General features: G+C 55.5%; 12 protein-coding genes and 1 pseudogene. 2 read left to right on the top strand and 11 right to left on the bottom strand.

From position 1 onward, the window contains the following. Positions 1-36: 36 nt before the first annotated feature. From EI982_RS18600 to EI982_RS00990, 7 genes are all read right to left on the bottom strand, one after another. A complete protein-coding gene (locus EI982_RS18600; protein WP_233255214.1) occupies positions 37-186 on the bottom strand; it encodes a DUF2270 domain-containing protein in 150 nt (49 codons plus the stop codon). A gap of 734 nt (positions 187-920) precedes the next feature. Then, on the bottom strand, positions 921-2597 hold the full coding sequence (locus tag EI982_RS01005) for a transposase (RefSeq protein WP_157687732.1): 1677 nt from the start codon (positions 2595-2597) through the stop codon (positions 921-923). 460 nt (positions 2598-3057) lie between these two features. Further along, positions 3058-3441: a DUF5658 family protein gene (locus tag EI982_RS19060; RefSeq protein ID WP_394352047.1), complete on the bottom strand. Its 384-nt coding sequence runs from the start codon at positions 3439-3441 to the stop codon at positions 3058-3060. A gap of 1 nt (position 3442) precedes the next feature. Beyond that, the gene (locus EI982_RS01000; protein WP_157687731.1) at positions 3443-4036 is read right to left on the bottom strand and encodes a response regulator; all 594 of its coding nucleotides are present in this window, start codon (positions 4034-4036) and stop codon (positions 3443-3445) included. A gap of 10 nt (positions 4037-4046) precedes the next feature. Next, positions 4047-4370: a HalOD1 output domain-containing protein gene (locus EI982_RS19055; protein WP_199243577.1), complete on the bottom strand. Its 324-nt coding sequence runs from the start codon at positions 4368-4370 to the stop codon at positions 4047-4049. Positions 4371-4528: 158 nt separating this feature from the next. Continuing rightward, the gene (locus EI982_RS00995; RefSeq protein ID WP_157687730.1) at positions 4529-7237 is read right to left on the bottom strand and encodes a response regulator; all 2709 of its coding nucleotides are present in this window, start codon (positions 7235-7237) and stop codon (positions 4529-4531) included. A 3-nt stretch (positions 7238-7240) separates the two neighbouring features. After that, positions 7241-11713, bottom strand: coding sequence for a PAS domain S-box protein (locus EI982_RS00990; RefSeq protein WP_157687729.1), 4473 nt, complete (start codon positions 11711-11713; stop codon positions 7241-7243). Positions 11714-12143: 430 nt separating this feature from the next. Here EI982_RS00990 and EI982_RS00985 point away from each other — a divergent pair, with 430 nt between their 5' ends. Together EI982_RS00985 and EI982_RS00980 are read left to right on the top strand one after the other, a co-directional pair. Continuing rightward, a complete protein-coding gene (locus tag EI982_RS00985; protein ID WP_089767472.1) occupies positions 12144-12545 on the top strand; it encodes a DUF8048 family protein in 402 nt (133 codons plus the stop codon). A 132-nt stretch (positions 12546-12677) separates the two neighbouring features. Next, positions 12678-12848, top strand: a pseudogene (locus tag EI982_RS00980) (type II toxin-antitoxin system PemK/MazF family toxin); the annotation flags it as partial. Positions 12849-13022: 174 nt separating this feature from the next. Here the strand turns inward: EI982_RS00980 and EI982_RS00975 are convergent. From EI982_RS00975 to EI982_RS00960, 4 genes are all read right to left on the bottom strand, one after another. Beyond that, positions 13023-13424: a DUF7970 domain-containing protein gene (locus EI982_RS00975; RefSeq protein WP_157687728.1), complete on the bottom strand. Its 402-nt coding sequence runs from the start codon at positions 13422-13424 to the stop codon at positions 13023-13025. Next, positions 13417-14355: a ParA family protein gene (locus EI982_RS00970; protein WP_157687727.1), complete on the bottom strand. Its 939-nt coding sequence runs from the start codon at positions 14353-14355 to the stop codon at positions 13417-13419. The genes EI982_RS00975 and EI982_RS00970 overlap by 8 nt, the downstream gene beginning before the upstream one ends. Positions 14356-14484: 129 nt before the next feature. Beyond that, positions 14485-18123 carry a UvrD-helicase domain-containing protein gene (locus EI982_RS00965; RefSeq protein ID WP_157687726.1) on the bottom strand — a complete coding sequence of 1213 codons (3639 nt, stop codon included), beginning with the start codon at positions 18121-18123 and terminating at the stop codon, positions 14485-14487. Beyond that, positions 18116-21172: a PD-(D/E)XK nuclease family protein gene (locus EI982_RS00960; RefSeq protein WP_157687725.1), complete on the bottom strand. Its 3057-nt coding sequence runs from the start codon at positions 21170-21172 to the stop codon at positions 18116-18118. Before EI982_RS00960 ends, EI982_RS00965 begins: the two co-directional genes overlap by 8 nt. Between the last annotated feature and the right edge of the window lie 165 nt (positions 21173-21337).

The following is a 21337-nucleotide window of genomic DNA, read 5'->3' as shown; positions in this document are numbered from 1 at the left end:
TCACGGGAATCACGGTATAGAGGACGGCAACACCAATCACGAGCACGCCGGGAATCTGGCCGATAGCAGACTCTCTAGCCGGGGGTGCTCAACGAACGCCGTAACGCGAATGACCCACGCTGCGAGGATCACGGCAAACAGCGGAAGGTAAATCCAACGGAGCCGGTGGGCAATCGCTTCCTCCATTGTAATTTTGAACGTCGATCGGTAGTAATAGTCACTCCGGATCAGCGACATCTTGTGAGGGGTCCAGTCCCGGAACAAAGACGTACTCACGTGATTCGTGTCTGCACGGGCACTCGTAGGAGGGAACCATATGCATTGAGACAACCACCCTCAACCACTCTTGCCAGTGGAAGTTGAGACTACGGCGGGTTTAGCGGGGCTGTAATGCGTGGTTTCGGGCGAATTTGTAAGTGGAGGACGCTTAGAATCCCCTCTCAAAGATTTTCTCGTGTCGTACTGCCAACTGGATCGAGGAATTTCCAAGATTCCCGACAGCGTTGCCACTCAGGAATCCGCATTGCCCCGGACAGAGCACCGCTCTATCCGATTCCGGTCTCCTTCTTCAGCAGCGTAAGCGTATTGTCGGCCGTCACAATAGGTGAGTGTTCGTACTCACCCGTCAACTCGACTTGGACGAGCAAATCGACCAACTCTGCACGACTGAGCAGTGAGGGCTTGAGGCATATGCATTGAGATGGCCAGTCTCAACTCCTCTGAGCCGGCTGGAAGTTGAGACTACAGCGGGATTAGCGGGGCTGTGATGCGTGGTTTCGGCCGAATCGATGAGCAGAAACTGATTCAGATCGCTTTCTGAACGGCCGTTATTGTTGGATAGCCAATTTATTCGAGGTGTTTCCGAGACCGCGGGTAGTGTAGCCACTTAGACACCGCGCTACCACGGGGAGAGATCCTCACTACCCGATTCCAGTCTCCTTCTTCAGCAGCGTCAGCGTGTTGTCGGCTGTTACCATCGGCGAATGTTCGTACTCACCAGTCAACTCAACCTGCACGAGCAGATCGACAGCCCGCCAGATCGAGTACAACAGGCAGGCGAATGCGAAGTAGAAGAACCGTAGCCCGAAATCCTTCGACGTCGTCGCCGCCATGAACCGCTTTATCGATCTGTAGCCGCTCTCGATTTCCCATCGGTAGCCATACTTCGTAAGGTGTCCGCTCCCCCGGTTCGTCATGAACACCGAATACTGCCGGTGATCGTCGTACTCGGAGTCCTCTTTCCGCCGGTAGATCAGCGTCGTCTCGTGCCATTCGTTCTTGCCGAGGTGAAGCTTCCGATCCGTCTCGTATCGGTCCTGGTCACGCTGGAGCAACCGCTTGGCTTGGGCCTTCTCGCTGGTCTGCATCCGCTTGGGAACGACGTAGGAGAGGCCGCGCTGGCTGATCATCTCTAGGACGTGCTGGCTATCGAACTCCCGGTCCATCAGCACGTTATCGACGTGAACGAGGTCCTCAGCCGAATCCAGCAAGTCCTCGACGATTTCCAGTCGTGTCTCCCCCTTTCGGACGGGGCGCGCGTCCAGCACAATCGGGACGGCATTCCCGACCAACTGCACCGTCGCCCACTGGTAGGCGTATTCGTCGTTCTTCTCCTTCGTTCCGATGATCTCATCCTCGTAGCCAGTTCTATCGCCTGTGAAGGGGTCAGCTTCGGTAATGTCGATCGCGACGATCCCCGCTCGAAAGAACTGCTCTGTCTCCGCAACTTCGTTCAGGAGCCGAGTGATGGCCTGCCGGTACATCTCTCGCACTTGGTCAACCGAGAGGTCGCGGATGTGCTCGCGATGGGCGTGGCCCAGCGGTGTCCGATCCCGAGTCGATTCGTAGACAAAACTGCGAGCCCCTTCATTCGCGGCCAGCCGCTCGCGAAGTCCGAGATACGTCTGTAAGTCCCAGTAGGCGTTCTCGTGTATCTCACAGCCCTCGCCACGTTCCAGCGAAAACGCCGGGAACACGATGCGGCTGACGTGTCCGGTGATCTTCTCTGCCTGCTCCAACGTAGTTTGATCATTCGGGTCTGACTCACCAGACTCGTTCCCGTGGTATCGGAGCTTTCGTGCCGGCTCACGCGGAACCGCGACACCTGCATTCTGTGCTTTGATGAGAATCGTTCGAGCCGCTGTCTCGACAGTCTCTCGGAGGTCAGGGGTGAACCGCTCGTGCCAGCTTCGCCACAGTGTCGATTGGTACGGGATCGTCTCGAACCCCAGTTTATCGCGGAGTTCAGGGTGGTTCCTGAGGTAGCCAACGAGTGCGGTTTCGTGCTCCCACCCGTGGCATTCTTGCAGGACGAACACCCGGAAGAGAGTGGCCATCTGGTAGCGTGTCGACCCCGCATACTGATCATGGGCGCTAAATCGAAAGTAGGCTAGCGGGAGTGCACAGACGAACTCCTCGATAGAGTCGTGACTATCGTGATCGAACCACGTCTCTGAGACTGTCCGGATATCAGATTCCAGTCCAGCGAGCGACGTTCGATCGTACAATGGTGTCGAATTGTACGCCGGCCACTCACTATATTGTCGTTGGGCGATCCGTCGAAACACAGTCCGACAGGACTGACTGGTGTAGGGCATCAGTCTATAGAAAGTAGAACGAACTCAAAACGCGTGTTATATTTAATTAAACGGGGGGTGGGGGGTGGGGTGGGTGTGCCTCTGACGCTTCGCTGGATACCAGTTTGAGAGGTATCCGGTTCGATTATTATTGAGGAAGAACATAATTCTGAACCCAATAGATATACCTGATCAATATTGTCAACGTCTAAGTATTGGCCTTACTATCTATAATCCGGCTTTGAGGGATGAACGGGGCTATGTATAGTGTAACTCGTGGATTGTATCTGCTAATAAGTGCCAATACTCTATCCAGTTTTAATCCGTGAATTGCCGCAGGGCTAAGGCATCCTCCTATACCGTTTATAAAATGAGGGTTTGGAGCTTCATTGCAGAAATCAAAGCAGAGAAAGCAGCATAGCAAATGATATAATTAACACAATTGAAGCATATATTAATAAACCGACAAACTCGATCAATCTCATATCCAAATGAGTACCATATTATGAAGCGACACAGCGCTCCATACGACCAAAACTGAAAGGTATGCTACATTGCTCCACAGATCGATATTATGTCTCGATTGTGCGACTCCGGGAAGCAGGTATTCACCAAGAAAGAATAATAACACTAGTGACACCGACGAGAGAAAGAATAGGCCGGGGATGATTCCGAGAGTCTCAAGAATAAGTACGACAATCGGATTGGCTTCTCGCAGTCCGATGCTCAGCCCATAGTACGTGAGACTCGCATCTATAGCTCGTACGAAGACCAATCCGATGAGCAGCGGATATTTATTTTCTGCGAGTACTTCGATACTGCTGCTGGTAGCACAATTAGTGGATGCCACGGCTCCTCGCACCATATCAGAATTGCTCTACAGGTTGGGATCCGATACGCTGGTCTCTGACCAGCATATCGATCTGATAATCTGTTTCGAGACGCTGAAGTGTCGTATCAGCTTCCTCCTCCAACTCCCGTATTCTCTGGAGGAGATCGCCGTATCGATCGTCCTGTTCCAGCTCTGTTTTGTCAAGGTTCGCTTCTAACGTGGCTTTCCTCGCGGTGAGTGAGAGAAGCTCTGTGAGTGAATCTTCGTATGTTAGAATCAGCTCTGCAGCTTCCACAGCTCGAAGAAGCTTTGTCCGGTCGATTGGTTTGAGAAGATAGTCATCCACATCGATGGACGCTAGGTCTTCCGTTGGCTGAACAGCTGTTACCATGATCACCTGCTGGGCATCGCCGCCTTCACGAATTGATTGTAGCACTTCCGTGCCAGAGAGGCCCGGCATTCGACGATCTAAAAGGACAATATCAATCGGTTCCTCAGCGAAGATTTCCAGTGCATCTTCCCCGGAATAGGCCACATGAACCTCGAACTGCTCCTGTAGCCAAATGCCGAACAAGTCAGCGAGATTCTCTTCGTCTTCGACGATCAGAACGGTACTGGAATGGGTCATCTATTCTCACTCACGCATCTCGTTCGACGATGACACGCACCGTTGATGCGTACATGACCGTCACAAGTGCGTCCTGAAAGAGAAACTCCACAGAGGGCATATGACTGGTCTCCTCGACTGTACGAGTTTTGAACAAGCCATCTAATTTGTCTGCATCAACAAATTCGAACACCGGAGGTGATCTACTGAGTTCCGGCCAGTCTTCGACAGCTTCTATAAGTGTCTCAATGACCGCATCCGAAACACGGACAGGTCTATCAAATTCACGCACTATTTGGGAATCTGTACTCCATCCCGTAGGTTCAGACTCTCGGTGCGGAGAGCTTTCGGCCATAAAGAATACATCTATTCTACAATCAAACGTCTTCTACCCTCTAATATCGGGTTGCCAAATTTAATGCCTATATGGAAAGGCCCACTATTTGGAGCCAGTTTTCCGAATGTCGATAAGCAGGACAGCCCGAGTACTGTAGAACGTGATACTGAGGCAGGTCACAGCTCGGTTGAATCCTGATAGAGAGTCGTCAGCAGATTAGACTCAGCAGCTCGAAGATGCTGGTTGAACGTTGACTGTGCGATATCGAGAGTCTTGGCAATCGACGTCGAATCTGCATCCCGCGGCCAATTAAAATATCCTGCGTAGAGCGCCGTCTGCAAGACTTCTTCTTGCCGGGCGGTAAGAGCTCCATCAAGACGTACTGAGAGAGAGGTATTAGTTTCTCCCCGCTCACTATCCAGTTTGGATAACAGGGTGAGATCGCTGTAGTCTTCCCGGAGTGAACTCAGATATTCCCCGACGTCGACGGTGAATGGCACGGTTACTGAAACCACGATCTCGTTGGACTCGGAAGCGTTTGTGATTTGATTTATGGCAACTCCTTGGTCGGTCAGTTTCTCGCAAAAGCTGCTGTTCCGCACCGGGACTTTACAGTAGATACCATTTCGAGAGTCGCTCAAAATGACCGTCTCTGGATCGAAACCAGCAGCTTCGAACGCCTCGGGGGTCACGTTTTCACCGGTCACTCGCGCGAACAGGAGGTGATCTGGACTCTCAGTCACTACATTCAACACTTCGAGATCCGTCTCCATATCCGAAACAAGAGTTGCAAGGCCAGTATCGTCCTCGAACTGAATTTCGAGAATTGTGCCCCCACCAGATAGAAGCGCCGCCTTTTGCTGGAGTGCTGATATCCCGTGACCTATTATTTGACCGAGCTCTGTGAGGGCTGTCACCTCTTCTTCAGCGAAGGCGTTTGGTAGTTTGGAGTGGACTTCTAATACGCCAAGGATCGAAGCCTCGCTCTGTAGTGGTACAGCCACAATCGAGTTGGTGCCATTTTTCAGTGCGTCTTGTTCCCACTCCGTTTCGGAGTGAGCGGTCATTAAGTCGCTCTCCACGACCGAACCTTCAATCCTGTATGCCCGTTCAGCAGGTGGCAATGTAGAGTTACTCCGCTGGGTATTGTCATCTGCTGGAGTGTCGTTCGCCCCCACTTTTTGATATTGGAGCGACTCCGTTTTGGCTCTGACCTCGATCGTGTTCGTATTAATATCTTTTTTACCGATCCACGCCCCGCTAATCAGATCCAGATGAGCTAAAGCATTACAGACCTCTTGCTCCAGTTCTTCTCGTGTATTTGCACTGATAACCGTGGCACTTATCGACCGTATCAGTGTGTTGATGCGATCCAGTCGTGTCAGCCGTTCGTTTTGCTCGTTTAACCGCTGGTCGCGTTGCCGAAGGGCCGCCTCTTGTGCTGTTCGTTCGAATGCGCTTGCTGCGTTCGCTGCTAACGTCTTTGCCAATTTGTTCTTTCTCGAGGGGATCTCTGGCGTCGTGGTCATCCCCACCAACAGAACCCCCTCTGATTCTAGTGAGTAGAGTCGCCACGACGAGAACTCCTCTGCCAACCACTGGCTCGACCGAGTATCTACTACGTCTTCGTCGTCGGGAGCCAACTGTTCCGTTCGAGTCACATAGGTCGTCCAGACTGGTGTGTCTCCTTCAGAGATAGTGGGAAGGTCGATTTCAGTAACATCTTCCGTGGATGCGTGTGCTAGTGGGACCAAGCGTCCCGTGTGCTCTTCTCGTGTATATATCGCGGCAAACTCGAATCCGAGTTCCCCGACTGCGGCAGTTGTCACGGTCTCGCCGATGCTACGTTCCGAGTCCGCTGTCATTAGATCGCGGGAAACCGCATGCAGATCCTCAAGCTGTTGTTCATACGCGTACCTCTCTGTAATATTGTGGTAGTGTTCAATCCGCCCGCCTGCATAAAGACCAGTTTGAATCGGCCCGCTCCAGTACTCCAACCACTGCTGCTCTTTCGAAGCCGTCTCAGGGATACGGACGATGGCTTCGACTTCGGAATTCATGTTCTCTAGAGAATGAGTTACGAGGTCAGACAGTGTTTGCTCACCTGAGGGATATTCCTGGTACGATTCAGAAGCAATTCGACTGTAGTCAGCCCCTTGGATATCGTCTCTATCAACTCCGAGTAATTCTTCGGTAGTTTCGTTTGCCCACACCACTTGTCCATCACGGTCAATTACAATGACCCCTTCCTGTGATGTGTCTAATACGTCTTCAGTGAGGGACTGGTACTGCTGTTGTTCCCTGCGCTCTGCTGCAGTTCGTTGCAGACGCTCGATAGCCACTCGAAAATCCCTATCTGGCAGGTTCTGGAGGTACCGTTCGACTTTATTTTCGAGTTCTGTGATTTGGTCTGTGAGTGCCTGGTATTTCGGGCTCGTTTCGAGGGTATCTGCCTCCATGACGGCTTCCAAGGTCGATTGGCGTTCTATCAGCGAGAACAGCTCTTGCAGATCCTCGTTGTACTCGGCACGAGTGAGCATCTGGGAGATAACGTCTTCGAGGTCGTCAGCTTCAACGGGCTTTTCGAGATACGCATCGAATCCCATTTTGACGATATCGAAGTCCGGTGTCACCGCAGAGACGATAACCACCTGGCAGTTCGACTCATATTGTCTGAGTCGCGTGAGAACCTCTCCGCCGGATAACCCGGGCATCATCCGATCCAGAAGAACGATATCGACAGTCGCATCGAACGCTTCCAAGGCTTCTTCGCCAGAGTACGCGGTTTCGACAACATAGCGGTCTGCGAGCCACTCTGCATACAGCTCAGCCAAACTCTGGTCATCCTCGACGACCAGGATTTTTGTATTTCCGTCTTGGGTCATAGTTTACGACACGATGCCCGGTTTTTCTGAGTCCTCTCGAGCCGGTTGGGTGGGGACTTCCAGTCTGATCTCACTCCCATCGCCCGAGGTTTCAACTGAAATCGATCCCCCGGCACGAGTCACCAGTGATCGCACCATCCACAATCCGAGTCCCTGCCCGTGACTCAGCGGCGTTTCTTCGCCAGTTTCGAGGAGATTTTTCTCCATTTCCGGGAGTCCAGGCCCAGTATCGGACACACAAACCTCTACCCACCGTTCATCGGATTGCGAGACACTGATCTGTACGGATGGATGCTCAGTATCGTTCGCTGTGATGGCGTTCTCAACGAGCTCAGAAATCGCCTTGTCAAGTTCACTCGGTATTTGTGATTCTAGATCGTGGTCGGCTGTGATAGTGATATTCGCATTAGCATATTCGTCTTCTTTTTTGGCTTGAATATCCTGAGCTATTTGCTGAGCACTCTGGTAGGAAGCGAGAGCGCTCTCGCTCGTGAGTATATTCTGGAGCTCTTGGGTCTTGTTTGCCATTCTTTCCCACTTGTCGAGAATGTCTCGGATCGTCGCAGCGCGCTGTTCACGAGTGTCTGTCTCTGTGTCCGACGCAAGCAGATCGACATACCCTCTCAGTTTCGTCAGATCATTTCGGATATTGTGCCGCATAATCCGGTGTAAGACCTGGACGTGTTGCTGACGCTGTTCCTGAGCTGTAATATCTCGTGCCTCAAATACTAGGAAGCTAAGCTCCCCGTGCTGGCTTGAGATCGGCTTGACCGAGAAGTCGAAGCTGGCGAGTCCATCAACGCCTTCTGCTTCCACGTCGAACCGAACGAATGAACCCGAAGATGCTTGAGTAACTGCCTGTCTAATTTGAGTTTGCACTTCAGACGAATGCGCGAACAGAGGGCATTCCCAGAGCGGTGTGCCTCTGCTCTCCTCCACACGTATGCCGCCGAACTCCATGAAGGGGTCGTTTAGCTCAAGGATTTCACCACTCTGGGTCATCAGACCCGTCAATTGGAACGTTTGATTGAATACGGATTCGAATTTTTTCGTTTGTTCTCTTATATTACTGATGTCACGTATATATAACAGAAACCCACCAATTGCTTCATCGTCAAAGAGATTCCGTCCACGTGCCTCTACGGTAATCCACTCGTCATCCGCATCCATTGCTTGGAACTCTAGCTGAACGCTTGAATCGGAATCCTCCACGGCGGCGAAAAACGCTTCCATTACACGTTCCCGATCCTCTGGATGGATATAATCAAAGACACTCTCTTGATTTAGCTGAGTTGGATCATATCCAAGAACCCGTTCAGCAGAGCCACTAAGATAGGTGAAACACCCGTCGCGATCTAAGATAGACACGACGTCGACTGATTCCTCAACGAACCGCTCTGTTCTACGCCGCTGTTGACGCTGGTTAGTAAGATCTCTGATGACCATTCCGTATCCCAGGAACACTCCATCTTCAGTTTGAAGCGGGACGTATGAGACTTCTGCAGGAAACGACGATCCATCCTGACGGACTCGCTGTCCTTCGTGAGTACTTTCTCCTGCGAGTGATGCCTGTTTTAACAACCGATCAGCAATCCCACGTTTTTGATCCTGTTCAGGGTGTAACTCTGCTGCTGGCATACCAATTGCAGCTTCTTCCTCATATCCAAAGATGTCGGCTGCTCCATCGTTCCAGCTGTCGATCTGTCCATCGTCATCGAGAAGTACAAAGGCGTATTCTTCGAGACTTTCGGAGAGTATCTCAAATCGCTTCCGCTCCTGTTGAATCTGCCGAGTCCGTCGTTTTTGCTCCGTGATATCCGTTGCAATCGCGACAAGTTTCTCACCAGTTTCGTCATCGGGTATCAGAACAGCATCTGTGCGTATCCATCGCGTTTGTTCGTTGGCGTCAATAACTCTGAAATCCGCAGACAAGTCGTTGATCTCGCCGACTTGTTCTAATGAATCACGAACACGGCCTCGATCTTCTGGCGCGACGATCTGTACGAACTCTTCATAGTTGTCCGGATCATGGCCAAATAAATCGACAAGCGTGTCGTCGAATGATATCTGATCCGTCTCAAGACTCCACTCTGCAATACCAGTGTCCGTTCCAGAAAGAACCAATTCGAGTTTCCGGTTCTGTTCTGCCAGGCTCCGAGTCCGTTGCCTCCGACCTGTTACGTCCTGCTGTATGCCAATAAACTTCGAAAGCGTCCCATCTGCATCAGTGACTGGCGTGACAGACAATCGATTCCAGTATTCACTCCCGTCTTTTCGGTAGTTTTTCAGTTCTACCGTTACCGGTTCACCGGCCGCAATCGCCTCTCGAAGCTTCGATATTTCGTCTGGGTCTGTCTCGGGTCCCTGGAGGAAACGTGGATTACGACCTAAGGCGTCGTCCTCCTGGTAGCCAGTAATGTCGGTGAATCCTTTATTTACGTACTCGATCGGGTTGTCTTCCCGCTGTGGGTCGGTGATCATGACCCCAACATTCGAGGAGTCAATCGCTTGCTCCTTGAGTTCGAGTTCGCGCTTCCGTTCTCGTTGTGCAGTCTGATCGCGCACAGTACAAACGAGGGGGCCCTCATCGATGATGGTCAGAGAGAGATCAGCCGGGAATGTGGTCCCGTCCGGTCGGGATCCGGTTACCTTACCCCGCCAGTGGCCCTCCGACTCAAGAACAGGGAAGGCTTCCGACTCAAGACGCTCTTCCTCATCTTCGTCATAGAGCATCCGCCAAGAGTCCCCGAGGAGTTGGTCAGTACCATCGAATCCATACATATCCACGTGTGTGTCGTCGATGTAGGTGTATTCTCCATCCTCAAGAATAGCGAAGCCGTCTTTCGCATCCTCGACAGCCTGCTGGAACGTCTCTAACTCGCGACGTCGTCGCTCACGGGGAGTAATATCACGGCTAGAAATGACGAGCGATTCGACTCCAGATTCCCCTGTAACCGGACGGATTGTGCCCGTCATGAACCGACTGTCACCGTCCTGATCCGAATGTTCAGCCTGGAAACTAACATACTCGCCAGCAGCCGCTCGTTCGATCCAGTTTTTTAGATCTTCTTGTAGGTCCGAGGAATGCGACCACCAGTCTCCTTCCCAGAACGGTTCCCCCAAGATATCGGATTTGTCGTTCGAAACGTAGTTTAGCGCTGTTTCATTGACCTCAATCGTCTCACCATCAGTTTCTAATAACGCCACCAGCATTTCGGGGTCTTCGAACACCGACTCGAAACGCCGCTCATTCTCCCGAAGTTCCGCTTGACGCCGATATTTTTCAGACACGTCACGGACAACACAGACGATTCGATCGTCTTCCAAGCGTGTCAGCGATAGTTCGGTCGGGAATTCTCCCTTGCCTTCTGGAGATGCAGTTACAGTGCCTCTCCACTCTCCATCAGATCGGAGCGCTGAAAGCGCCTCATCCTCTATGCGCTCGATTTCAACGGCATCAGTATACAAATCACGCCAAGTCTGCCCCAGTAACTCATCTTGGTCCTCGAACCCGTACATTTCGGCATGCGTTTGATCAACGTACGTGTACTCCTCGTTCTCCAAAATAGCAATCCCATCACTCGCGTTCTCGATGGCCGACTTAAACGACTCTAGGCGACGCTGGCGTTCCCGCTGTTCCGTCACATCTCTCGCCACGGTATGCATATAGGCCGCCCCATCGCGCTTGATCCGACGGTTCGAGAACTCGACATCGATTTTACTGTCGTCGCTCCGAAGCAGTTTTGCGTCAGTGGTTGCTGGTTCGCCGGCTAAAATTTGGTCGTGGTAATCCTGATAGGCATGTAAGTCGACCTCTTCGTGAAGATCGGGAATACGCATCGAGAGGAGTTCCTCTCGCTCATAGCCAGTTAACTGGCAAGCAGCCTGATTCACTTGGACGAAATTCGCATCTGAATCACTAATGAAAATGGCATCGTTGGAGCTTTCAAACAACGTGTGTGTCCAATCACGCTCAGCCTGTAACTCCTCGAGGTGTCGGATTTGTGAAATTGCAGGTTCGAGATTCGAGGCGACGATTTTCGCCAGTTCTGCGTCTTTCTGAGTAAAGGCATTGAGTTCAGTAGCTCCGACACTCAAGACGCCGAAATCTGAAATTGGCACAATAATTTCGCTCCGAATCGGGGTGTCTGAATTATACGTGCCATCGGCCTCGTGGACATCGTCGAACACTTCCGGACGGTTCTGTCTGTACACACGTCCGGCGAGAGAGTCAGGTGGAAGGATAGGTGCATCGCCGATCACCTCTTGTGCCTCAGTTGATTCGGCGATTGGGCAGAGTTCGTTTTCCTGCTCATCGTACTCCCAGATCGCCGAAAGAGGCGCATCAAAATTGAGATCCAACATTCGGACAGCAACGACAGAGATGTCCTCGATAGAACCAGCTTGATTCAGTTCCGAAGACAATTCGAGAAGTCCCGCGGGGGTATGTTCCGTGTACGCGTCTCCATCGCTCATACATCCGATGTTGTTGTTCCGCTCTATTATGTTTTCGCTTAGAGAACCATTTCATATCGGCCCTAATAGAATTAGATCGATAAATATAGGGTACAGCTATTCAGCCTTGAGAATCAATCGTGGCAACAAGATGTCGACGGAAGCAGTTGAGGTACTCGGGCGGAAATACAGCGTAGATATACTGCGGGCGGCAAGGGAGCCGCGATCAGTTAGCTGGCTGAGTCAAGAGCTAGATATTCCGATTGCCACTTGTTACAGACGTGTGAAGGAACTCTCTGAGAATATGTATTTAGAAGAGGTCACTGCGGACGAGAGCAGGGACAGAACACAGTACTGTCGAACGGCGGATAGTATTGAACTCAGCCTTGCATCTGACGTATTACTTAGCGGCTCTCGATCTCGGGAAACTCAAGAAGTACCAAGAGATACAATACCGTTAGATTCCGTTACGCTTGATGAGTTCTCCCAAACGATTGATGCTGTCGAAGACTACTTCGGGAGTTTGATCGACGATGTTGCTGTTCATGCATCCATTTCACGCCGGCAGCTTGTGGCGGTGCTGGCACGCGCCCAGCTCTCGGGTGGTCAACTCGACACCGAGGGACTGAGCGATAACGGCGACATCGTCCACCAGTCGAACGATGAGACACTGTTTTGGCTTGACGGTGATTTCTGGACGGAGCTGGGCGGGCTCCACTACTTGAGCCCAGACGAGGGACGAGCAGCCAGAGAAGTTCATCGCCGACTCATCGAAGCGGTCGCCGGAGATGTCGCCGACTACAATCGCGAGCGCGATCCGTTTATTCTCATCACGGAAACTCCTGGGTGTTGATATCGTTTTATTTGCTCCGTTCAATATTCAGTGTATATTGTAAGCTTCGGCCGCTACCGACCGTAGTATGTCGGACAGAACAAGTCCTCGGTTAGGTATCATCGTTCTCACTTCTTGACGGGTTGATTGGCGTTACTTGTGGAAGCGTCGGACTCACTGGTTGAGAAAGATCACTTCGTGCGGCTTGACCAAATTCGAGTCGTGTCTGTCGAGAACCGAATCCATTCGGTGGCTGGCAGTCTCGACGACTCGACAATGGGTGAGATCGACGACGCGCTCAAGTTAAGCCACGGGATCGACTGATCGAGAGGTCCTGTGCAAAGAAATCAGTGTCAGACCCGTATGCATTGAGACGATCAGTCTCATCTTCTCTGAGCCGGCGGTCCCGGCTGAGTCCACCGTACTGAGGAGGAATTCGGCACCTCTGAGGCTGCTGTGAAGATATTGTAGAATAGTATTCTATTTTAGAATAGCATACTATTCAGTCGATTCTGAAGAAGCAGACTCGCGGGCTTGTTCGAACCGTTCGGCCACTTCATCCACGAGGTCTTCCTCCACAACGGTTCGTAGGAGAGCATCAGTCATCTCTCGAACGACGATGTCCTGGTAGCCCTGCTGGTTGAGTTCCCGCTCTAATTCGTACTTCAGCCAGGAATCGAAGTCCTCGATCGTGGCCTCACGAGCGTAGAAGGGGCGCTGTTTGGCTGCCTCGTAGCTGAACGCAGTATCGGTCATCGGGTCCCGCGGCTCGACCGAGTCACGAGCAGAGGTCTCCTCCGTCGTCTCCGATTCAGACGTCTCATCCGTATCCTGTGGTTCGTCATCCGGTTCATCCTCGAGTGTCTCCCCCAAGTCGGCGAACGGATCGTCCTCAGCCATGGCGGACCACCTCCCCGGCCTTGACGATGTGCGCCAACTCGTCAAAACACTTCAGCTGGTCACAGTCGGGATCGTAGTCCAGCAGCGGTTTGCGCTCGCCGTAGGCTTTCGTGATGCTGGTTCGGTCCCGTATACCCGGTGAGGGGCTGAGGTCGCCGGCGTCGACGGCCTCCCAGTCCGTGATTCGTGCGAAGTTCGGGATGCGGTCCTGGAGGTTATCGTGCGAATTGAGGCGTTCAAGCAGCTGGCGATCCTGGGTCTGCTGGTCGATACGGCCGCTCAGCATATTCGGAACTAGCGCCAGGACGTCGACGTCCATATGCTGCCGAAGCGGTGAGATCTGTCGCTCGATGGTCCGCTCCAGGCCGGCCATCGCCTCGTTTCCAGGGGCAAGCGGAAGCACGAGATTCGCCGTCGCGACGAGCGCGTTGTCCGTGAGTCGGGACCGGTACGCCGGCGAATCCGTGACGATATAGTCGTACGTGTCCTCGAGGAGTGGATCGACGACTTCCCGCTTGAGCAGCGCAGAAGGTTGGAACACGTCGCCCACGACGATCTCCCGCTCGACCTGTTCTAAGTCCTCGCTGGACGGGAGAATATCGAACTCGTAGCTGGTATCGTAGACAACAGAAGTCGGGTCAGCATCGTCGAAGAAGACGTCACCGATGGTTTCCTCGGTGTTGTGATACTGGTCGTCAAAGCCTAAACCGACGGATGCGTGGCCGTTCGGATCAAGATCGATGAGGAGCACATCGTGGTCCTGTGCGGCCAGCTGTCGAGTGAGGTTGACAGCAATCGTCGATTTGCCGACACCCCCCTTCAGCATACACACCGAAACCGCCCGAGAGTTCCCGTCGGTCTGTATCGAATCATATGGGCTATTCGGGCTATTCGTTCTATCTATGCTATTCGTACTATCTGAGCCACTCATGCTATTCAGCAGTATCAACCCCTCTCGACTTAACTCTGTGGTGAATAGCCCGAATAGTATTCTATTCAGAATATTTTTGCTATTCCAAAATAGTATACTACTCTGGAATAGCAAAAATAGAATTAGCGCTCAGACGACGAGATCCAAGATAGAGCGAAGTTCGGATTCGATATCAGTCAGTTCACTCCGTTGCCACTCAAACTGTTCTTCGACGCCGACACCGGTAAACCGGAGTGAAGCACGAACCTGTCGTGCGGGATCGTGCTGAAAGAGCGCGAGAGCGTAAGCAAGCATCTGCGGCCGATAGTGATCAGCGAGGGCACCGGTCGTTGTCGACGACAGGTCGTTCGTCTTGTAGTCGATGATGTGATACGCATCTGGAGTGACCAGAAGACGGTCGATATCACCCACTATGCGGGAGTCATCGAGACGAGCGACAACTGAGTACTCATCGTTGGAGGCTTCAAGCGAGAGGGCCGCCTCAGTTTCATCGACGAACCGGATCGCATCCTGGGCATGGCTCACGGCTGCTTGGAGGTCATCATCCGTCGGTTCCTCACCTCCCATACGACTCAACTGACGAATGAACGAGGGCCACTCATCCCGTGGAGGACGGAGCTCATTGAGCCGATGGACAACAGTTCCGAAGGTGGTCGGACTCAATCCGATTGTCTCATCCCCCGACGTGTAGCTGTGACCGTTCTCGGAAGCGTCCGCAACGGCACTGACGAGTGTTGTCGCAGCAACGCGAACAGCGGCCTGTCGTTCCGGCGGAGAGGGGACAGTAATCGCAGGGTCTACCGCTTCCGTGGGAGCCTCAGACTGCCATTCAACCGGCCGAGGTGGCGTCTGAATAGTGTATGAAGCGTCACCGATTCGAGCGTCCGTAGCTCCCTCGTGAACCGCCTCAGCGACTAGCTCTTGGTCGTCGAACAGAATTGGTTGGAGCCAATCCCGCCATCGGCTGGCGTCAGCGAAGTCATCTGGCTCACCGAGTTCGATGTGTCCAGACTCATCAATATCGATGTCGTGTGTTCCACACAGCAACAGGTGGTCCCGAGTTCGGGTACAGGCCACGTAGAGCAGTCGTTTGGATTCCGCACGCTCTTGCGGGAGCGAGCGACGATCGGCATATTCGTGGACTGCGGTCTTCTCGATTGAGAACGCATCGTTGGGGTGAGGGGCACCCACGGCAGGAATCGGTGGGGCATCAGTCGTCCCCTCGACGAGGCGGACATAGCCGTGGTCGTCGACGGACCGCCCGAAATTGAGATCACTTCCGAGGTCGGGGACGGTGACGATCGGGAACTCGAGTCCCTTCGCGGCGTGAATCGTCATTATCCGGACGCCCTCCACATCGCCGGGGATGTCAGCCTCTCCTTCTCGGGGGTCGATCTCCGCTTGGCGGTCGATCCGGTGGAGCAACCCAGCAGCCGTGTGAACACCGTTCTCGCTCCACGTACGGACTTGATCACGGAACTTCTCGACGTTCGCGACGGCCTGCTGACCGCGTTCGTCAGCACTCACACTCGCCAGATACCCCGTGTCGTCGATCACTCGGGACAACAGACGGTTCCACGGGAGGACGCCATCCTCAGACGGCGTCGCGCAGCCGCTAAGCGTCCGCCACGTCGTGAGGAGGTCGAACGCGTCCGAGAGCTGTGGATCGTCCGTCTCGGCCAGCGCGTCCCACACTGAATCAGCCTCGGCAACCGCCGGTGCGACGCGGTCATCGGTGAAGCCAAACAGCGGCGACCGAAGCACCCCATAGAGAGAGACGTCGTCCTGTGGATCAGCAAGTACCCGAAGCAGGTTCGTCAGCGCCTGGACCTCAGGCGTATCGTAGAATCCGACACCACCGACGACAGTGTAGGGAATGTCGTACTCCTCGAGGGCCCGCTGATACCGATCCAGATGTGTTCGCCGGCGGAGGAGGATTGCCGTGTCGTCCGGCGTAGCGTCGCGATGATCACCCGTGTCGGGGTCTTGGACTTGCGGCGGATCGTCGAACAGGTGAGTCAGTCGGGCAGCGAGCGCTTGCGCCTCGGCCTCGATGGTGTGGTCAAGCGCACCTTCGGCAACCGGATGGTCATCGCCGAAGAGTTCCGCCGCAGTGTCGGCGTCGTCGGGCACAGCGAGATACTCGACGCTGCCAGTGAGTCCCTCGATGTCCTCGACACGGTCACGTTGCGTGGTCAGCTCCTGCGGTGGCGCTTCGTAGGGCTCGTGGGTGTCCCCCTCCGGTTGGAACAGGTACTCGAAGAGCTCATTCAGGAACGACAGCGGCTCGTCCAGCGTCCGGAAGTTCCCGGAGAGTTCGAGCGCGGTCGGACTCTCGGCTTCGCTGTCGGGGACGTCGTCGACCCCACGGGCTTCGTTGACGGTCTGGAGTTCCGCTCTCGCCGCTCCGAACGTCGTCACGTCGGCCCCACGGAAGCCGTAGATGCTTTGTTTCTCGTCGCCGACCAAGAAGACGTTCGACGCCGTCTGCTCGTCGACGCCCGTGAGGAGCTTGACCAACTCCCACTGTCGCGGGTCCGTGTCCTGGAACTCGTCGACCATCACGGCCGCAAACTGCTCTCGTAGCCGCTCCGTGACGGCATCGTTCGCTCGCAAGAACTCGAGCGTCGTCTCGATCACGTCGGGAAAGTCGAGCGTATCGCGGCGCTCCTTCTCGTCGGTGTAGGCTGTGAGGACATCGTCGAAGACGCGCATTAGGGCGAGCGCGTAGTGGGCGCCGTTCGCTTCGAGCTCACCGGGCGTCGTCTCGACCGCATCAGCGTGCGGTTCGACGGCAGCGATGACCGTGTCGATGATGTCCTTCAGGTCGTCGTAGACCTCACCGTACTCATCCCACTCGTCCCGGTCGCCGACGACGTACCCCGAACTGCTGTACAGCCCGCCGTTCTTCTTCTCACAGGCCTCGTACAGCTCGAGGATTGCCCGCTGACACTCGCGGCGATCGCTTTCCTCCGGGTCGGCAGGGAGTGTCGTCGCGACCTCGGTGAAGGTCCGGTAGGCCCGAAGGCCGTCCTCGTCGGCGATAGCGTCCTCGCGGTCGACACGGCCCGTGACCGTGCGTATCTGCTCAAGGAGTCCATCCACATACAGCGTCTGTCGAGCGTCGGCAACGTCGAGATCACAAACGACCTCCCAGCAGATATCGACGTAGTCGTCGACCTCGGCCTCACGCCACTCCTCGAGGACGGCCTCGCTCTGTGGGCGCTCATCGAGTAGCCCAGCGAGTACATCGACCAACTGGTCGCGACCCCAGAGCTGCGCGAGGAGCGCGACATCGTCATCGTCCTGGTTGCGTTCGAGGAACTCCGTCACGACTTCGCGTTGGAGTGTCGCGGCGCCGTCTTCATCGAGCACGTCGAAGCCGAGCGGGACCGGAGCCTCGACGGCTCGTTCTCGCAAGAGCCGGGTACAGAACGCGTGAATCGTATGGACGTAGCCGTCCTCCAAGTCATCGAGGACGTTTCGCCAGCGGTGGTAGGCCTCTGGTGAGTCAACAGTCTCGAGCCGGTCGTACACCTCCTCCCGAACGCGCTCGGTCAGTTCGGCAGCGGCCTTTCGGGTGAAGGTGATTGTGACGATATTCTCTGGGGTGAGTGACGGGTTGTCGGCCAGTATCGTTACGTACCGTTCGGTAAGCGTCGTCGTCTTCCCCGTCCCGGCACCGGCAGTGATCGCAACGTTCCGGCCCTGGACGAGCGCATCCTCCTGTTCCTCCGTGAGCTGAATCTCCTCGGAGGGTTCAGTCATCGCTCATCACCGCCTCGATATCCTCGTCGTCGCGAACACGGAGCGGAACGTACGCGGCGTCGTCCTCGTGAACCTTGTCGACGAACTCCCGCTTGCGGTGGTGGCGGACATCGCACGCCCGACTGTAGTCACAGTATCGGCAGTTCGCTCCGCGGGCCGACAGAAGCGTCGTATGGAACCGTCCGTTGGCGACCGCCTCGTCGATCTGGCCCAACCACTCCGGAACGACATCGTTCAGGAAGCGACGGAGTTCAACCTCGGAATCGAACTTCGACTCGACACCGCGTGGAACCTTGAGGTCGTTGGGGGGTCGTACCTGATAGTACGTCGCTGAGAGCGAGCCCTCCTCGAACAGATCACCGTCGACGACCTCGGCGGCAGCAAGCAGATAGATGGGGAGCTGGAACTTCGTGCCACCGGTTGTCTTCGTCATATACGGTGCTCGCCCAGTCTTGTAGTCGTAGAGCGTAAGCGTCGGTTGCTCGCCGTCCCGGCTCACGTCGACGCGGTCGATGTATCCACGAATCGAGACGGTCGAACCATCCGGTCGCTCCACCGTGAACGGACCACCATCCGAGTCGGGAAGCCCCTCGCCGAACGGGGCCTCGAATAGGTGTGGGCGGCCAGCGCCGTCTCGGGAGAGTTCGTTGTCGAGGAACGTAGCGAACAACCCCTGTTCCGGTGCGTCGTGGGGTTTGCTCCCAGCCTCGTACGGAGCGCTCTCATCATCACCAAGACCTGCGAACAGCTCCGCCTTCCACCGCTCGTAGAACAGGCCGTCGTACTCGAAGTCTGCATCTTGGAGTTCTTCGACGGCAATCTCGCGAAGGTGTGTCGCCAGGTCGTCTCGGTCGAACTCGGCGAGATCGACACCGTCTTCGGTTTCGTCCTGTAGATCCGCGAAGAACCGTTCGAGGACGTCGTGGACGTACGATCCAGTTTCGAGAGGCGTAGGGACGACCTCGACGTCGTCGGGATCCTCGATTCCGAGTACTTCGTCAGCGTAGAACTTGAACCCACACTCGACGTATCGCTCGATGCGACTCGCGCTGTAGGGTTCCCGCTCTGACGGTGGATAGACTTCCGCGACGGTCTCGGGGTCCAACACGCCGTCGTGGTCCGAGAGGCCAGCCGTTCCCCTGTTGGCCGCACAGCGGAGTCCCCGATCCGTGCGCTTGGTCTGCTCGGGGGAGAGATCGCCCCGGTCGCCGGCGTGACTGACTGCAGCACGCCGGTCAGCCGTAGCGGCGACGTGCCGCTGCAGGTCCTCGCGGGAGCCCACGCGGTCGTCGACGCCGTCTTCGGGTTCGATACCAGTCACGCGCTGGAGTTCGTCGAGGACTGGCGACCGGACGACTGCGGACTCGTCGTCGCCCGTCTCTGGTGTGGTGATCGTGAGTTCGTCGACGTTCGCGAGCAGCGTCGCGAAGAGATAGCGACCACGAAGTCGCTCGTCGCCGGTGTCGAACCGTGGGTGGGCGTCGGTCATCTCCTCGAAGAAGGCCGGGCGTTCCGGCGTTACCGGGAAGTGCTCGCTCGTCAGTCCCACGAGGAACACCTTCTCGAACGAGCGCATCCGGGCGTCGAGCAGCCCCATCACCTCAACGTGGCCACCAGCAGCGCGCTGTGGAACCCGAATGGGCACACCATCGAATGCACGGGTGAACAGTGCCAACGGAGAGAGTTCGCTATTGACTGCCGCCAGCGACTCGAACGAGGAGAGGACCTCATCCACGAGGTCGTAGGCTCGCTGTTCGACGGCTTGCTCGGCGCCGCTAGCGTATTCCTCCGTTGCCGCCTCCAATCCGAACCGGTCGTCCAACAGTCGACGGAACGTCTCGGTTGCATCCTCGACGTCACCTGTTCGGAGCGTCTCCAGCGTGGCCAGCAGATCCTCGATCAGTGCCGCTGCTTCGTCGTTGACGTCATCGAGCAGGAGTGACACAGAAACGGTGTCACGCCGGCGAGCAGCTGCCGTGACGGCGATGGCTTGATCGGTATCGACGACGTCGACCAGTGGATTCGCTAACAGGGACGTGAGGTCCTCGGCCCGCGGATCCGGTTCGGCGAGGTTCAGGAGATCGTGGACGACGCCCCCGGTGAACGTTCGGTTCAGCTGTGATGCGGCGGTCGTGACGTGCGGAATGTCGAACGTATCGAACGTGTCCTCGACGTACCCCGAATAGGCCTCGGTCCCGGGGACGACGACAGCCAGGTCGTCAGGAGCGCGTCCATTGGCCAACTCAGTCCGGAGCTCGCGAGCGACGAAGCGAATCTCGCGCTCGGGCGTCGGGAGTTCACGCCATCGCAGAGTGTCTGGAGCAGGGACAGTGTCCGGGTCCGGACGGTAGAGCGACTCAGTGATCGTTCCAAAGGCCCGCCCTGACTCGTCGACGGGCTCGAGTTCTACTGTCTCGAAGTCAAGAACCTCGTAGACTTCCAGGGCATCCTCTGCAACGGCGTCGACTCCGCTCCGACCATCCTGGTGGAGTGGCAGCAGTGCAATCATCGGAAGTTCGTCAGCGAGGCGTTCGATGAGGCGGCGTTCGACGGGGCGGAACTCGTGATACCCGGAGAGGACGACGATATCCAGTTCCGGGGAGAACGCCGATAGTGGTTGGTCCGCCGTCGCGACGGCGTCGAACATCTCTCCTCGGGTACAGACCCACTCATCAACGTAGTCAGCATGGAGGTCCTGGTAGTGGCGGTACGTGTCGACAGTAGCTGCCGAGATTCGGTCATCGAGGGCTGAGCCCTCGAACTCCGTCGCCAGTGCGTCGGCGGTCCCGACGCCGGCGTCATCGAAGAGTGAGAAACGGCTACTGAACGAATCCGCGAGAGCGGCCGAGGCCGGTTCGCCGGCGAGAGCGCCATCTGTTTCGGCTGTCGTTCTGTCGAGCGCGTACTCCGCCAGTCGGCGGTTCAGCTGCCCGGAGAGTGGCTGGACCGGACCGTGGAGCCCCTCGTACCACTCCCGAACGACCGCGTCGAGCGTCTCGGCACGAAGACGGAGGGGTTCGTGGGACGCGGCCCAGCGGTCCTCGACCATACTCCGGCGAGCGTCGTTCCGCGTTATGTAGAGAATACTCCCCAGCGAATTGGTGGCGATGTCATCAGCCCGCTGAAATGCCCGCCGTTCCAATCGGGCGTGTTTCGGGCCGGTGAGAAGCGTTGAATCCATCGAACACTCCCTACCAAGATATCGGTCTCACTT

This window comes from Haloplanus salinarum, assembly GCF_009762275.1.
In the GTDB taxonomy this organism is placed as follows: domain Archaea; phylum Halobacteriota; class Halobacteria; order Halobacteriales; family Haloferacaceae; genus Haloplanus; species Haloplanus salinarum.
The sequence above is the reverse complement of the archived record's forward strand: the minus strand, read 5'-3'. Positions and strand labels throughout refer to the sequence as shown.

Excerpts from the sequence above, each read along its gene's own strand:
- EI982_RS18600 (WP_233255214.1), bottom strand. The coding sequence starts at position 186 with ATGGAGGAAGCGATTGCCCACCGGCTCCGTTGGATTTACCTTCCGCTG.
- EI982_RS01005 (WP_157687732.1), bottom strand. The coding sequence starts at position 2,597 with ATGCCCTACACCAGTCAGTCCTGTCGGACTGTGTTTCGACGGATCGCC.
- EI982_RS19060 (WP_394352047.1), bottom strand. The coding sequence starts at position 3,441 with ATGGTGCGAGGAGCCGTGGCATCCACTAATTGTGCTACCAGCAGCAGT.
- EI982_RS01000 (WP_157687731.1), bottom strand. The coding sequence starts at position 4,036 with ATGACCCATTCCAGTACCGTTCTGATCGTCGAAGACGAAGAGAATCTC.
- EI982_RS19055 (WP_199243577.1), bottom strand. The coding sequence starts at position 4,370 with ATGGCCGAAAGCTCTCCGCACCGAGAGTCTGAACCTACGGGATGGAGT.
- EI982_RS00995 (WP_157687730.1), bottom strand. The coding sequence starts at position 7,237 with ATGACCCAAGACGGAAATACAAAAATCCTGGTCGTCGAGGATGACCAG.
- EI982_RS00990 (WP_157687729.1), bottom strand. The coding sequence starts at position 11,713 with ATGAGCGATGGAGACGCGTACACGGAACATACCCCCGCGGGACTTCTC.
- EI982_RS00975 (WP_157687728.1), bottom strand. The coding sequence starts at position 13,424 with ATGGCTGAGGACGATCCGTTCGCCGACTTGGGGGAGACACTCGAGGAT.
- EI982_RS00970 (WP_157687727.1), bottom strand. The coding sequence starts at position 14,355 with ATGAGTGGCTCAGATAGTACGAATAGCATAGATAGAACGAATAGCCCG.
- EI982_RS00965 (WP_157687726.1), bottom strand. The coding sequence starts at position 18,123 with ATGACTGAACCCTCCGAGGAGATTCAGCTCACGGAGGAACAGGAGGAT.
- EI982_RS00960 (WP_157687725.1), bottom strand. The coding sequence starts at position 21,172 with ATGGTCGAGGACCGCTGGGCCGCGTCCCACGAACCCCTCCGTCTTCGT.